The sequence below is a fragment of the Geobacillus jurassicus NBRC 107829 genome (assembly GCF_001544315.1).
Lineage (GTDB): Bacteria > Bacillota > Bacilli > Bacillales > Anoxybacillaceae > Geobacillus > Geobacillus jurassicus.
Genome location: NZ_BCQG01000041.1, coordinates 1 through 15,800, shown reverse-complemented (window position 1 = coordinate 15,800; position 15,800 = coordinate 1). Strand labels below are relative to the sequence as shown.

The 15,800-nt window shown below is 50.6% G+C and carries 8 protein-coding genes and 1 pseudogene; all 9 read left to right on the top strand.

What is annotated here, in order from left to right; all coding sequences use genetic code 11:
• Position 1 precedes the first annotated feature (1 nt).
• Positions 2-1,096 (top strand): carbamoyl phosphate synthase small subunit, encoded by a 1,095-nt coding sequence (locus tag GJ1_RS12280; protein WP_066232820.1) that lies wholly within the window; start codon positions 2-4, stop codon positions 1,094-1,096.
• A complete protein-coding gene (gene carB, locus GJ1_RS12275) occupies positions 1,089-4,286 on the top strand; it encodes a carbamoyl-phosphate synthase large subunit (RefSeq protein WP_066232818.1) in 3,198 nt (1,065 codons plus the stop codon). Before GJ1_RS12280 ends, carB begins: the two co-directional genes overlap by 8 nt.
• On the top strand, positions 4,283-5,056 hold the full coding sequence (locus tag GJ1_RS12270) for a dihydroorotate dehydrogenase electron transfer subunit (protein ID WP_066232816.1): 774 nt from the start codon (positions 4,283-4,285) through the stop codon (positions 5,054-5,056). Before carB ends, GJ1_RS12270 begins: the two co-directional genes overlap by 4 nt.
• A complete protein-coding gene (locus GJ1_RS12265) occupies positions 5,053-5,994 on the top strand; it encodes a dihydroorotate dehydrogenase (RefSeq protein WP_066232814.1) in 942 nt (313 codons plus the stop codon). Before GJ1_RS12270 ends, GJ1_RS12265 begins: the two co-directional genes overlap by 4 nt.
• Positions 5,966-6,685, top strand: a complete 720-nt coding sequence (gene pyrF, locus GJ1_RS12260) for an orotidine-5'-phosphate decarboxylase (protein WP_066232812.1) — start codon at positions 5,966-5,968, stop codon at positions 6,683-6,685. The genes GJ1_RS12265 and pyrF overlap by 29 nt, the downstream gene beginning before the upstream one ends.
• Positions 6,682-7,305 carry an orotate phosphoribosyltransferase gene (gene pyrE / locus GJ1_RS12255; RefSeq protein ID WP_066232810.1) on the top strand — a complete coding sequence of 208 codons (624 nt, stop codon included), beginning with the start codon at positions 6,682-6,684 and terminating at the stop codon, positions 7,303-7,305. Before pyrF ends, pyrE begins: the two co-directional genes overlap by 4 nt.
• Positions 7,306-8,261: 956 nt before the next feature.
• Positions 8,262-14,870, top strand: a complete 6,609-nt coding sequence (locus tag GJ1_RS12250) for a DNRLRE domain-containing protein (RefSeq protein WP_465253943.1) — start codon at positions 8,262-8,264, stop codon at positions 14,868-14,870.
• A 15-nt stretch (positions 14,871-14,885) separates the two neighbouring features.
• Positions 14,886-15,455 (top strand): hypothetical protein, encoded by a 570-nt coding sequence (locus GJ1_RS12245; protein ID WP_044731768.1) that lies wholly within the window; start codon positions 14,886-14,888, stop codon positions 15,453-15,455.
• A 105-nt stretch (positions 15,456-15,560) separates the two neighbouring features.
• Positions 15,561-15,800, top strand: a pseudogene (locus GJ1_RS18865) (RHS repeat domain-containing protein); the annotation flags it as partial.

Genomic DNA, 15,800 nt, shown 5'->3' with positions numbered 1-15,800 from the left:
CATGAAACGGCAGCTTATTTTGGAAGATGGTTCGTTTTTTGTCGGGGACGCGTTTGGCAGCTTGAAAGAGACGACCGGGGAAGTCGTCTTTAACACCGGCATGACCGGCTACCAAGAAATTTTGACTGACCCGTCGTATTGCGGGCAAATCGTGACGATGACGTATCCGTTGATCGGCAACTACGGCATCAACCGCGACGACTTTGAGGCGATTCGCCCGTATGTGCACGGATTCATCGTCAAAGAAGCGTGCGTGACGCCGTCCAACTGGCGCGGGGAGCTGACGTTGGATGAGTATTTGAAAGAAAAAGACATTCCGGGCCTTTCCGGCATCGATACGCGCAAATTGACGCGCATCATTCGCCAGCACGGGACGTTAAAAGGGATGATTTGCGGGTTGGATGTCGATCCGGCGGAAGCGGCGGCCAAGCTGCGGGCGATGGAGTGGCCGCGCGACCAAGTGCGGCGCGTCTCGACGAAAAGCGCCTACCCGAGCCCGGGGCGCGGCGAGCGCATCGTGTTGATTGATTTCGGGATGAAACATGGGATTTTGCGCGAATTGAACAAGCGAAATTGTGATGTCATCGTCTTGCCGTACAACGCCACCGCCGAAGACGTGCTCAGCTGGCATCCGGACGGAGTCATGCTCTCAAATGGACCCGGCGACCCGAAAGACGTGCCGGAAGCGATCGAGATGATCCGGGGAATCCTTGGCAAAGTGCCGCTCTTTGGCATCTGCCTCGGCCATCAGCTGTTCGCCTTGGCGTGCGGCGCGAATACGGAGAAAATGAAATTCGGCCATCGCGGCTCGAACCATCCGGTGAAAGATTTGCGCACCGGCAAAGTCGCCATTACGTCGCAAAACCACGGCTATACGGTCACCCATGAATCGCTTTCCGGCACCCGCCTTGAGGTGACGCATGTCGCTTTGAATGACGGCACCGTGGAAGGGCTTCGCCATCGCGATGTCCCAGCGTTTACGGTGCAATACCATCCGGAAGCCTCACCGGGGCCGGAAGATGCAAATCCGCTGTTTGACGAGTTTTTGGCGCTCATCCGCGAGTTCAACAAGAAAGGGGAAGTCATCCATGCCTAAACGCCGCGACATTGAAACGATTTTAGTCATCGGCTCGGGGCCGATCGTCATCGGCCAGGCGGCCGAGTTCGACTACGCGGGGACGCAAGCGTGCCTCGCTCTAAAAGAAGAAGGATACAAAGTCATTCTTGTGAACTCGAATCCGGCGACGATCATGACCGATACGGAAATCGCCGATAAAGTGTATATGGAGCCGCTGACGCTCGACTTTGTCGCCCGCATTATCCGCAAAGAGCGGCCGGACGCGATTTTGCCGACGCTTGGCGGCCAGACCGGCCTCAACTTGGCGGTGGAACTGGCGAAAGCGGGCGTGTTGGACGAGTGCGGCGTCGAAATTCTCGGCACGAAGCTTGAAGCGATCGAAAAAGCGGAAGACCGCGAACAGTTCCGCGCCCTCATGAACGAGCTTGGCGAGCCGGTGCCGGAAAGCGCGATTATTCACAGCTTGGAAGAGGCATACGCATTTGTCGAACAAATCGGCTATCCGGTCATCGTCCGCCCGGCGTTCACGCTCGGCGGCACGGGCGGCGGTATTTGCACGAACGAAGAAGAATTGATTGAAATCGTCTCGACCGGCTTGAAGATGAGCCCGGTGCACCAATGCCTGCTTGAGCGGAGCATCGCCGGCTACAAGGAGATTGAATACGAAGTGATGCGCGACGCCAACGACAACGCCATCGTCGTCTGCAACATGGAAAACATCGACCCGGTCGGCATTCATACGGGTGACTCGATCGTCGTCGCCCCGAGCCAGACGTTAAGCGACCGCGAATACCAGCTGTTGCGCAACGCATCCTTGAAAATCATCCGCGCGCTTGGCATCGAAGGCGGCTGCAACGTCCAGCTCGCGCTTGACCCGGACAGCTTCCGCTATTACGTCATTGAAGTGAACCCGCGCGTCAGCCGCTCATCGGCGCTGGCGTCAAAAGCGACGGGGTATCCGATCGCGAAACTGGCGGCGAAAATCGCTGTCGGGCTGACGCTTGACGAAATGATCAACCCGGTCACCGGGAAAACGTACGCCTGCTTCGAGCCGGCGCTCGATTATGTCGTGACGAAAATTCCGCGCTTTCCGTTTGACAAATTTGAATCGGCGAACCGCTGGTTGGGCACGCAAATGAAAGCGACCGGCGAAGTGATGGCGATCGGCCGGACGTTCGAAGAATCGCTGTTAAAAGCCGTTCGTTCGCTCGAAATTGGCCTCCACCATCTCGAATTGAAAGAAGCGAGCGCCGCCGACGACGACGTGATGGAAAAACGGATCCGCAAGGCGGGCGATGAACGGCTCTTTTACATCGCCGAGGCGCTCCGCCGCGGGGTGACGGTTGAGACGCTGCATGAATGGAGCCAAATCGACCGCTTTTTCCTGCATAAGATTCAAAACATTATTGAGATGGAAACGGTCTTGAAAAACCACCCGGGCGACCTTGACGTGTTAACGAAAGCGAAAGCGCTTGGGTTCTCGGATGCGGCCGTGGCGGCGCTATGGGGGCAAACGGAGCGCGATATTTACGCGCTGCGCCGCCAACAAGGCATCATGCCGGTGTACAAAATGGTCGATACGTGTGCGGCCGAATTCACGTCGGAAACGCCATACTACTATAGCACGTACGAAGAAGAAAACGAATCAATCGTCACGAAGAAACCGAGCGTGGTCGTTCTTGGCTCCGGCCCGATCCGCATCGGCCAAGGGATCGAATTTGACTACGCGACCGTCCATTGCGTCTGGGCCATTAAGCAGGCCGGCTATGAGGCGATCATCATCAACAACAACCCGGAAACGGTCTCGACCGACTTCAGCACGTCGGACAAACTGTATTTCGAACCGTTGACCGCCGAAGATGTGATGCATGTCATCGATCTCGAGCAACCCGTCGGCGTCATCGTCCAGTTCGGCGGGCAAACGGCGATCAACTTGGCGGCGGAGTTAGCGGCGCGCGGCGTCCGCTTGCTCGGGACGACGCTTGAAGATTTGGACCGCGCCGAAGACCGCGATAAATTTGAACAGGCGCTCTCGGAGCTCGGCATTCCGAAGCCGGCCGGCAAAACAGCCGTTTCGGTCGAAGAAGCGGTCGCCATCGCTGAGGAGATCGGCTATCCGGTGCTCGTCCGCCCTTCGTACGTGCTCGGCGGCCGGGCGATGGAAATTGTGTACAATCGCGGCGAGCTGCTTCATTACATGGAACACGCCGTGCGCGTCAATCCGCAGCACCCGGTGCTTGTCGACCGCTACATCACCGGCAAGGAAGTCGAAGTCGACGCCATCGCTGACGGCGAGACGGTCGTCATCCCCGGGATCATGGAACATATCGAACGGGCCGGCGTCCATTCCGGCGACTCGATCGCCGTCTACCCGCCCCAGACATTAAGCGCGGAAGTGATCGACAAGATCGCGGATTACACGATCCGGGTGGCGCGCGGGCTGCGCATCGTCGGACTGTTGAACATTCAGTTTGTCGTCTCGGGAAGCGACGTCTACGTCTTGGAAGTGAACCCGCGCTCAAGCCGCACGGTGCCGTTTTTAAGCAAAATCACCGGCGTGCCGATGGCGAATCTCGCCACGAAAGCCATTTTAGGGGCGAAGCTCGCCGAGATGGGCTATGAGACGGGCGTCTGCCCGGTGCGCCCTGGCGTGTACGTGAAAGTGCCGGTGTTCTCGTTTGCGAAATTGCGCAACGTCGACATTTCGCTCGGCCCGGAAATGAAGTCGACCGGCGAAGTGATCGGCAAAGACGTGACGTTTGAAAAAGCGCTCTATAAGGGGCTTGTCGCCTCGGGCATCCATATCCAGCCGCACGGAGCGGTGCTGTTGACGGTGGCTGACAAAGATAAAGAAGAAGCGGTCGAGCTGGCCCGCCGCTTTGCCGACATCGGCTACCAGCTGTTGGCGACGAACGGCACGGCGGAAACGTTGAAAGCCGCCGGCATTCCGGTGACGGTTGTCAATAAAATCCACTCGGCATCGCCGAACATTTTGGATGTCATCCGCCAAGGGAAGGCGCAAGTCGTCATCAACACGCTGACGAAAGGGAAGCAGCCGGAAAGCGACGGCTTCCGCATCCGCCGCGAAGCGGTCGAAAACGGCATCCCGTGCTTGACGTCGCTCGATACGGCCCGGGCGATGCTGCAAGTGCTCGAATCGATGACGTTCTCGACAACGGCGATGACGGAAGGACTGGTGCGCTCATGATCGGCCGCGAACGAATGACGGTCGCAAGCCAGCGGTTGATCGCCGAGCGGACGTATGAATTGACGCTTTCAGGCCGCCTCGTGCAAGAGATGAAGCAACCGGGCCAGTTCGTCCATGTGAAAGCGGCCGCATCCGCCGATCCGCTCCTGCGCCGCCCGCTCAGCCTTTGCCATATCGACCACAAGCAGGGGCAATGCACGATCATTTACCGCCAGGAAGGGAAAGGCACGGCGCTCCTTACGCAAAAACAGCCGGGCGATGTGGTCGATGTGCTCGGCCCGCTCGGCAACGGCTTTCCGCTCGAGGCCGCGCCGGCGGGCGGCCGGGCGCTGCTAGTCGGCGGCGGCATCGGCGTCCCGCCGCTCTATGAACTGGCAAAACAGCTCACGAAGCGCGGCGTTGAAGTGGTGAGCGTTCTCGGGTTTCAAACGAAAGCGGCGGTCTTTTACGAACAAGAATTCGCCTCGTTCGGCGAGACGTATGTCGCCACCGATGACGGCTCGTATGGAACAGCCGGGCGCGTCACCGATGTGATCGAAGCGCGCTCGCTCGAGTTTGACGTCTTATACGCCTGCGGCCCGAAGCCGATGCTTCGGGCGCTTGCGGAACGGTTTCCGAACCGGCCGGTGTACTTGTCGCTGGAAGAGCGGATGGGCTGCGGCGTCGGGGCGTGTTTCGCCTGCGTCTGCCATGTGCCGGGAAGCGAGACGGCGTATAAAAAAGTATGCAGCGACGGCCCGGTGTTTCGGGCCGGGGAGGTGGTGTTATGAACCGGCTGGCGGTCGAACTGCCGGGTCTTTCGCTCAAAAACCCGATCATGCCGGCGTCCGGCTGTTTCGGGTTTGGCCGCGAGTACGCCAAATTTTATGATTTAAGCGTGTTAGGCGCCATTATGATCAAAGCGACGACAAAAGAGCCGCGCTTCGGCAACCCGACGCCGCGGGTGGCAGAAACGCCGGCTGGGATGTTAAACGCCATCGGCCTGCAAAACCCCGGCCTTGACAAAGTGCTCGCAGAAGAACTGCCGTGGCTTGAACAGTTTGACGTGCCGATCATCGCCAACATCGCCGGCTCGACGGTGGAAGAGTACGTCGAGGTAGCCGAAGCGATTTCCAAAGCGCCCAACGTCCATGCGTTAGAGCTCAACATTTCCTGCCCGAACGTGAAAAAAGGCGGCATCGCGTTCGGCACCGTGCCAGACGTAGCCGCTGAACTGACGCGGCTTGTCAAAGAAGTGTCCGCCGTGCCGGTCTATGTGAAGCTGTCGCCGAACGTCACCGACATCGTGGCGATGGCGAAAGCGATTGAACAAGCGGGCGCCGATGGGTTGACGATGATCAACACGCTCGTTGGCATGCGCATTGACATAAAAACAGGCCGGCCGATTTTGGCCAACGGCACCGGCGGCTTATCCGGCCCAGCGGTCAAGCCGATCGCCATTCGCATGATTTATGAGGTGAGCCAAGCGGTGTCGATTCCGATCATCGGCATGGGCGGCGTGCAGTCGGCGGAAGACGTGCTGGAGTTTTTCTACGCCGGCGCGAGCGCGGTTGCGGTCGGAACGGCCAACTTCGTCGATCCGTTCGTCTGCCCGACGATCATCGCCGAACTGCCGGCGCTGTTGGATGGACTCGGAATTGGCCACATTTCCGAATGCATAGGGAGGAGCTGGAAGACCGGTGCACACGCCGTTCATTGTCGCGCTTGATTTTCCGTCGAAGCGAGAAGTCGAAGCCTTTTTGCGGCCGTTTGCGGGAACGCCGCTGTTTGTCAAAGTCGGCATGGAGCTGTACTATCAGGAAGGGCCAGGCATTGTCGCGTTTTTAAAAGAACAAGAACATGCCGTCTTTTTAGACTTAAAACTGCATGATATCCCCAATACCGTGAAAAAGGCCATGAAAGGGCTCGCCCGCGTCGGCGCCGATTTGGTGAACGTCCACGCCGCCGGCGGCCGGCGCATGATGGAAGCCGCCCTGGAAGGGCTTGACGCCGGCACGCCAAGCGGCATGAGGAGGCCGCTCTGCATCGCCGTCACCCAGCTGACGAGCACGGACGAGCGGATGTTGCGGGACGAGCTGTGGATTTCCCGCCCGCTTGCGGACACGGTCGCCCATTACGCCGCCTTGGCGAAAGAGAGCGGGCTTGACGGCGTTGTCTGCTCGGCGAAAGAAGCGGCGCTCATTAAAGAACGGTGCGGCGCCTCGTTTCTCGCTGTCAGCCCGGGCATCCGCTTTGCCGATGATGCGGCGCACGACCAGGTGCGCGTCGTCACCCCGGGGCTCGCCCGCGAGCTCGGCGCCGACTACATCGTCGTCGGCCGCAGCATCACCCGCGCCGCGGATCCGCTTGAAGCGTACAACCGCTTGCAACACGAATGGAACGGAGGAGAGAGAGAATGAAACACGACATCGCCGCCAAATTGCTTGAAATCGGGGCGGTCGCCCTGCAGCCGAACGAACCGTTTACATGGTCCTCGGGCTTGAAATCGCCCATTTATTGCGACAACCGCCTGACGCTCGCTTACCCCGACGTGCGCCGCACGATCGCCGACGGCCTCGCCGAGCTCATCCGCACCCATTTCCCCGAAGCGGACCTCATCGCCGGCACAGCGACCGCCGGCATCCCGCACGCTGCCTGGGTGAGCGAACGGCTTGATCTGCCGATGTGCTACGTCCGCAGCCAAGCAAAAGCGCACGGCAAGGGGAAACAAATCGAAGGAAAAGCCGAACCGGGCCAGCGCGTTGTCGTCATCGAAGATTTGATCTCGACGGGCGGCAGCTCGCTTACGGCCGTCCGCGCCTTGAAAGAGGCCGGCTGCGACGTGCTTGGCGTCGCCGCCATTTTCACGTATGGGCTCGAAAAAGCGAAACAGGCGTTTGCCGAAGCGAATTTGCCTGCCTACACCCTCACCGACTACAACACGCTCATCGAAACGGCCGTCCGCCTTGGCGCCGTCAGCGAACATGATCTGGCGACATTGCGAAAATGGCGGGAGAATCCGGAGGAGTGGGGGGACTAAAAGCAGGGAAAGAGAAGCGTGGACCACGAAACGGTTCGCGCTTTAGTCATGGACATGGATCAAGCGGGGAGATGCCTCACTCGTCATCAGCTTCATTCCATGGGGGAAAAACGGAGTGTGACAGCGCCTAATGTCGTCAACATTTCGTGGGCTTTCTGAAAAAAATCATCAAAAACATTCATGAGCAAGTTTCGCTCACCACCAAGCATGGGGGTGTCCCAAAAGGATCGGGACACCCTTGCTCATCACCATATATCGCCACGAAACAATGAATCATGCGCAATATGTTGTATTTCGTTTGAGAGGAATGACGCTTTTGGGTCAGCCCCACAGAAAAAACGGATAGCTTGGCGTTCAAATAAAATGATCATTTACAGCATTTCGCTTAGTGGTCACGATCATCATAACAAGCAAACATTTGCAATTTTCGTCTAGGATTCTTTCTCCATTTCACCCACAAATATTTTACTCACACAAGCTTCTGGAGAAAATGAAAACCCATGTCGAACTTTGTCTGTCGAAAACGATGGATGGCAGGGAGGAGGAAAGATACAATTTTTAATAAAAGCGACAGAAATGGGGAAGGAGAGCATATGAGAAACATTCGTTTGCGACGATGGTTGGTTTGGATGATCGTATGGGCTTTGATGATGTCAAGCGTCCCGACAAAGGGACTTGCCGAAACGATCCGATCAGGGGTTGACCGTGTGGCGCCAAAAGAGGGGCCGCCAAAGGTGCCGGAAGCCCCGAAACGTCATCTCAAGCCAGGGGAAATCGTGGAGTGGCGAACTGCCAACACCAAGGTGTACGACAACGGCGATGGCACGTTTACCAAGAAGATCTACTTTGAACCTATTCATATTAAGAAAAAGAATCAAAAACTATTTGAGGAAGTATCTTCTAGCCTAACGGATAGTACCAATAATACGAATTACGTTGAAACAGAGAATACCATTTTGGAGACAAACTTTTATAAAAAAATGGTCGATGGAGAATACGCCACTTTCCATTACAATGGATATTCGATTTCTTACTCTATTTTAGAAGCATCGGGTAATGACGTACAACCGATAAAGGCGAAGGATGTTACCGCCACCTATACGAAAAAAGACAACAAAATTCTTCATAAAAACATTTTTCCGAGTATAGACTTGCAAAATATCACATTTAACGAGTCAACGAAAGAAGATTTAGTTCTTCATTCTTTTACTGGCTATCATATTTTCAAATTCCGTCTGAAAACGGATTTACATGCAGACATTCAAGACGATGGCTCCATTTTATTTACAAATAAAGAAAATGAAAAGGTTTTTGAACTGCCAAAGCCGTTTATGGTGGATTCGAATGTCGATGAACGCTCTGGTGAAGTGCAGCGCTCAGAGAATGTAACGTATGAATTACAACAGGCTGATCAAGGATATATTTTAACGGTCAAAGCTGATCCGGAATGGCTGAAAGATCCTAAACGTGTATACCCTGTTTATATTGATCCGAGTACTTCCATTAATGTGTCTACCGATGCATTTGTGATGAGCGCATATCCGACAACCAACTATAGTTCCTCATCAAGTAAGTGGGACTCAGCACAGGGACAATACGTTTTGAAAGTTGGTTATTATGATGGAACAACAGGTACTTGCTATGGCTTTTTGAATCAAGATCTATCGAGCATCAAAAATATGAATGTGACGAGTGCCACATTCAATGTATATGTCACCCATTCGTATTATGCAACAACACCAACAGGTCTATGGCTAGATGTTGTCAACGGTCCATGGTCCGCGAGCACGTTAACGTGGAATAATCAACCTTCCTCCACCAACATTGGCAAGGTTGATGTCGCAAGAGACCAATGGGCGCAATTTGATGTAACGAGTACGGTAAAAGAATGGGCATCCGGGACAAAGACAAATTACGGATGGAAACTTCATACGAATGGTAATGGACAAACGTATTGGAAAAAGGTTGTCTCCACCACGAATAGCAGTTATAAACCATATTTGTCCGTTACGTATACGATACCAGTTCCAAATACGCCGACAGGAACGGCCTTCAGTAATGGGGATGGCACAGGATATATCAATTTATCATGGGATCCGGTTCCTGGTGCTACGGGTTATAAAGTTTGGATTTATAACGGGAAATCGTATGAAGCGTTTGATGTAGGAAATGTCACTTCTTGGAGTACAAAAGGGAAAAAAATCTGGCCGACCCCTTCTGAAATTAGTGCTGGAAGATACGACTTGCACCAAGATCAGTTAGGGACGGAGCTTGCTGTCGATCCTTCCCCGGTCTATCGAAATTCAGGCGGAAGCTATCCGAATAGCAAGAACTACTGGTTCCGAGTCAGCGCCATTTTCCCTCAAGGCGAAAGCGCCATGTCAGGTGCCTACATGCCAACCATTCCGAATTTGGCGAAACCATCCGCTCCGACAGGGGTAAGTTACACGAACGGAAACGGAACAGGATATATCGATTTCAAATGGAATCCAGTTCCTGGAGCAACGGGATATAAAATCTGGATTTTTAACGGTTCCTACTATGAATCGCTAGATGTCGGGAACGTCACTTCTTGGACAACGAAAAACAAAAAGTATTGGCCAACCTCCACGGAAATTAATGCAGGTAGATATAAGTTGCATTTAAACGATGGTCTTGGCACAGAATTAGCTGTTGACCCGTCCCCGGTCTATGCCAATGCAGGAACGAAATACGCAACGGCTACCAACTACTGGATTCGAGTAAGCGCCTATAACTCTCAAGGGGAAACCGTCTTTTCGGATGCGTATATGCCTAGTATTCCAGATTTGCCAGTGCCATCAGCGCCTTCTGGATTTGCTTACAGCAATCAATCGGGGAGCAACTCTGGCTATGTCATGTTAAACTGGGATAAGATTCCTGGAGCGACAGGGTATAAAGTGTGGATTTTCAATGGACTTTACTATGAAGCATTTGATGTAGGAGACGTGGACCATTGGACGACACAAAACAAAGGAATTTGGCCAACTCCGGAGGAAATCCAACAAGGGAACTCTAGTACCTTAACGTTGCATCATGATGGACAAGGATTGGAACTTCCGAAAGATCCTTCCCCAATGTATGCGAAAATGGGGACAAAATACGCTACAAGCACCAGTTACTGGTTCCGACTCAGCGCATACAATGCGGATGGGGAAACGGTATTTTCCAGCAATGCATTGACGGTGAAAATTCCGGAGGCGAATGAGTATTTAGGAAAAGAAGAGTACTGGTCCATCATTGATGTTCCGTATGGCAGCGTGAATGCCGCTACCGGTAATCTGATTATAGACGAAGACGATGTTTCGATTTCCGGAAGAGGACCGGGGCTTGGAATCACAAGAACTTACAATAGTTTATCCACATCGGTTGGATTGTTTGGAAAAGGATGGCATAGCGATGCGGAAATGAACATCGTTGCCCAAGGAAATGAAGCAAGATTTACGGATGAAGATGGCACGCTCCATATATTCACGAAATTATCCGATGGAACTTATAAAGCCCCGACAGGTGTTTACCTGGAGTTAAGCGAAACAGCCGATGAATATATACTGACGACAAAAGATCAAACGAAAATCCACTTTCAAAAAAGTGATGGCAAGTTAACCAAAATCGTGGATGGACATGGGAATGCCACTACCTATAGTTATTCTAACGGAAAGCTAGTGTCCATTACCGATGCATCAGGCAGAAAACTGAGTATTGAGTATAACGCAAGCGGCAGAATCCAGAAAATTACCGACCCAATGAATCGGGTAATCCAGTATGATTATGACAATGATTTATTAACCAAAGTGACTCAATCGAGCGGGAAAGTAACGAGATACCAATATAATGCACTTGGTCGGTTAGAGAAAGTATTGGAACCGACGCATACGGAAGCAAAACCGGTCGTTAATCAGTTCATTTATAATGGCGACAGGCTAAGCCAAGCGATTGATCCTGAAAACCGCATCTATACGATGAACTATGACCAAACAAAACGACAACTTGTCGTAACGCAACCGAATGGCCGTAAAATTCAGTATACCTTTAATGAAGCGGCGAATCCTATTCAAATCATTGAGGACGTAGATGGCTTAAACATTACAACAAGCTACGTTTATGAGGGAAATAATTTAGTAGAATCACGGGATCCGAATGATCAAAATGCAGCGAATCCTACTGAATCATATACGTATGATGCCAATGGGAATGTGTTAACGGCGAAAGATAGTTATGGTACGGAAACATACGAGTATAACAAAAATAATGATGTCATCTCCATGACAGATACGGAAGGCGATACAACCACGATTGCCTACGATGGCTTAAATCCTGTATCTGAAACCGATCAATCGGGAAAAACGTCTTCTGTATCGAAGTACGATGCCTATGGGAATATCATTGAAGAAAGCGATACATTAGGCAGCGCCGCGAATTTACTCTCTAATAGCGGCTTTGAACAAGGAATCACCGCTTGGAATCTGCTCAGTCATTATGATACTGGGCAATTACAGGAAGACACGAATGTATATAATGGATTGACCGGACGAAAAACGTTAAAAGTTATTGCGGATTCTACTTCGCCTAACACAGAATTTGGCTATGTAGCGGCTACCCAAGAAATCGCGGTGAAACCGAATACCACGTACACGTTAAGCGGGAAGATCAAAACGAATTTAACTAAAGCCAATGCCTTTTTCAATGTTCAATTCATGAATAGTCAAAATCAAACGATTTCTTGGGCGGATAATCGTTATAGCCAACTCACAGGCACAAGACCTTGGACAGAGCGGCAAGTCACGTTTACCACTCCTTCGAACGCAGCCAAAATTCGCGTCTATTTAGAAGTCGATCATAAGTCTCCAGATGCTTCCGGAGAAGCCTGGTTTGATAATGTTCAATTGGAAGAAGCGCAGGTTTCTTCCAGCTACAACCCAGTTGTAAATAGCAGCTTTGAAGGAACCGTCACGAACTGGAGCGGAACAGGCGGAAGCGTAGATAATGCAGAATCGTTTGATGGGGCTTACTCTCTCAAAGTATCGAGAACAAGTACCACGCAGTCGGCTAGTGAATATAAACAGACGGTGATCGTAGGGCAAACTTCAAGTGATACACCGATTCGCCTGACACTCACCGGTCTTTCCAAAGCGCAGGATGTCAAAGCCAACGGAACCGTGAGCGCAAGCGATTATTCCATTACGGCTAAAGTATACTTTGTGGATGGAACGACCCAAACGTATACCGCCGATTTCCCTACTGGCAATCAAGATTGGAACCGTGCCGCCGTTTCGATTCAACCTTCCAAGCCAATTGATAAAATCGACATATCCGCTGTCTTCCGTGGCAATTACACGGGAACGGTATGGTTTGACGCGATCCGGTTGATGGAAGGAAACGTGGTGACGAAAAACAAGTATGATGCCAGCGGAAATTATGTCACGGAAGAAGTGGATGAAGAAGGCTATGTGGCGAAAAAGAATTATGATGCCGTAGGAAACCTGTTAAGCGAGTACGATAAGAAAGGAAACAAGAAAGAGTACACGTATGATTTATCGGATCGCTTAAAACAGCTGTTGTTAGCAAACGGTACTTCCGTCAACTACGATTATGACTTAAATGGCAATATGACTTCAAAAGTCATTCGAACCAGCGGCGGCCAGTCTCAAACATTTGCCTATTCTTATGATGCGACCGGTAAACTCATGAAAACCGTCGGTCCGCTCAATGATGTAACAACGAATGAATATGATGCCAACGGAAATAAAATCAAAACGGTTTTGCCGAAAGGAAACACGATTCAATGGACATATGACGGGGCCGAAAGAGTCAAAACTGTTTCCTACAACAACGTCCCGTATTACGAATTTAGTTATGATAAAAATGGAAACGAACTTTCCGTTAAATATTTAAAAGACGGCACCACCAAAACGAGAACATTTGATAAAGCGAATCGGCTGGTGGAACTGTCGGACCGTGGCGGGCTGCAAAAATGGCTGTACCCAACCACATCGGATAAATTGCAGCAGTTCATGTTCTCTCATGGGTCCTTTAGTCAAACGATCAATTACCAATACAATGCATTGGATCAAAATAAGGTCGTCCAAGATGGAACGTATACGTACCGCTTTGACTATGACGAGAGAGGAAACGTTCGCACCTTCACGACAGGAAATGGGGCCGGTTCGACCTTTACGTATGATGACCGCGGCCTCGTGGAAAGCATTTCGGTCGGTACGGCGGACGGAAAAGAAATTTTATCGGAAACGTACCGTTACGATGAAAACGGCAACCGGACGAAAGTGGAATCCCCAACAGGGGAAACGACCGTCTACCGTTACGATGCCCTAGACCAATTAGTGGAAGAGCAGCTTCCAGATGGCACGAAAATCGAGTATGCCTATGACGGATTCGGAAACCGGAAGCAAATCGTGAAAACGAAAGATGGGCAGTCGACGACGACCAATGCCAATTATAACGCTGCCAATCAGCTCATTCGTTTTGGAAACGAATCGATCACATATGATGCCAACGGCAACCGGACCGAAGACGGCGAGTACCAATATGAATGGAACGAAGCCGACCAGCTTGTCTCCATCACAAGAAAAGGTGAAAGCACTCCTTTTGTGACGTACAAATATGATGAAGACGGCCGGCGCATCCAAAAGAATGTAAATGGCGTCATTACGAACTACCATTACCAAGGGGATAGCCTAAACGTTCTGTATGAAACCGATGCGAGCGGAAATGTAGTAAGATCGTATATATACGGAGAAAACGGTCAGCTCCTTGCCATGAAAAAAGGAAACGCCGCGTATTTTTACCACTATAACTCGCATGGTGATGTCATCGCCTTAACGGATGAGCAAGGAAACATCGCGGCCCGTTACCAATACGATGCGTGGGGGAACATTCTATCCCAATCCGGCGTCTTGGCTGACGAAAACCCATACCGATATGCGGGATACCAATATGACCAAGAAACGGGTCTCTATTACTTAATTGCCCGATACTACCACCCAGAGCATGGCGTGTTCCTTTCCTTGGATCCAGATCCGGGGGATGCGGATGACATTCTCACGCAAAACGGATATACGTATGCGAACAACAATCCGGTGATGCTGGTCGATCCGGATGGGCACTTCTTCTGGTTTGTAGTTAACGCTGGGTTTGCGGCGTACGATGGGTATAAGGCGTATAAAACCGGAAGAGGATGGATGTATGTCGCTAAAAAAACGGCTCTTGGCGCGGTTGGTGGAGGAAAATTAAAACTTGTCAGACATACAGGGAAAAGCCTTAAATTTGTGTGGCTTCTTGGTAAAAATCCTAAAAAACATCGGACTAGGATTAATACCGATTTGCCTGGTGGTAAAGCTGTAGCTAAAAGTATATTTAGGCACTTAACGAAAGGGAAAAAAGTCATTCAAAAAAGAGATGGAAATTCTGTGAGAAGGTATACCCCTGACAATAAATATCAAATTCGATATAAAAAGCGAAAAGACGGAACATGGAAGATTAATCTAGATTTAAAACGCGGCGGAGTTTATGAGGATATACATTTTTAAAAAGGAGGGGTTCAATTGTCATCGGTACCACATTACCTTATTCCGATCCAAACAAAGCTTGATGATTTACGTAGTATTTCTCAATCACAACATATAAGAGTATTCATAAGTTCTTCAGATTTGGATCCTGATTATCGGGAAGCTTTTAGCTGCATGCAAGTCGTATTACAGGTGAATCATCATGAATTTTATGTAGTGACGGCGGAACAAACGGAAATCGCTTATAAAGCAGAGATTGACCATCTTTTAATTGTAAAGGAAAAAGAAGTACCAAAATTACAATCGTTTAATCCTAAAGAGAAACTAGAGTTTATTCAAATAAAAGAAATGCAATCTCAAAATGGATTTCAGCTTATTACTTTTTTGGAGGATGCATACTATTGTAAAACGAACTCCAATGAGCTAGATTTTACTTTTGAGGCAGGGACAGCCCTTATGTTAGCCAATAATGATGAAAAACTTTTAATTAGCCTTGGAAATACTCCGTATGTGCTCCTTGCGACCTCAAACATCGAAGATATTGATAAGATTTTATTAAAAAAGGAGTTAAAACCTTATACATTAGTGATGAAGCCTATCATTTAAAAAGAGGAAGCGATCTTTTTGTTAAACTCGATGATAAAATCGTAAGAAGGGCTTCCAAGTGTTTCTTGGTCAGAGGTTATCCCAGTGTTTCGGGGATAACCTCTTTTTGTTATATCAAAATACGACGAAGACGGCCGCCGCATTCAAAAGAACGTAAATGGTGTTGTGACCAACTACTATTATCAAGGCGACAGCCTCAACGTCTTGTATGAAACCGACACAAACGGAAATGTGGTACAATCGTATGTATACGGAGAAAACGGTCAGCTCCTTGCCATGAAAAAAGGAAACGCCGCGTATTTTTACCACTATAACTCGCATGGTGATGTCATCGCCTTAACGGAT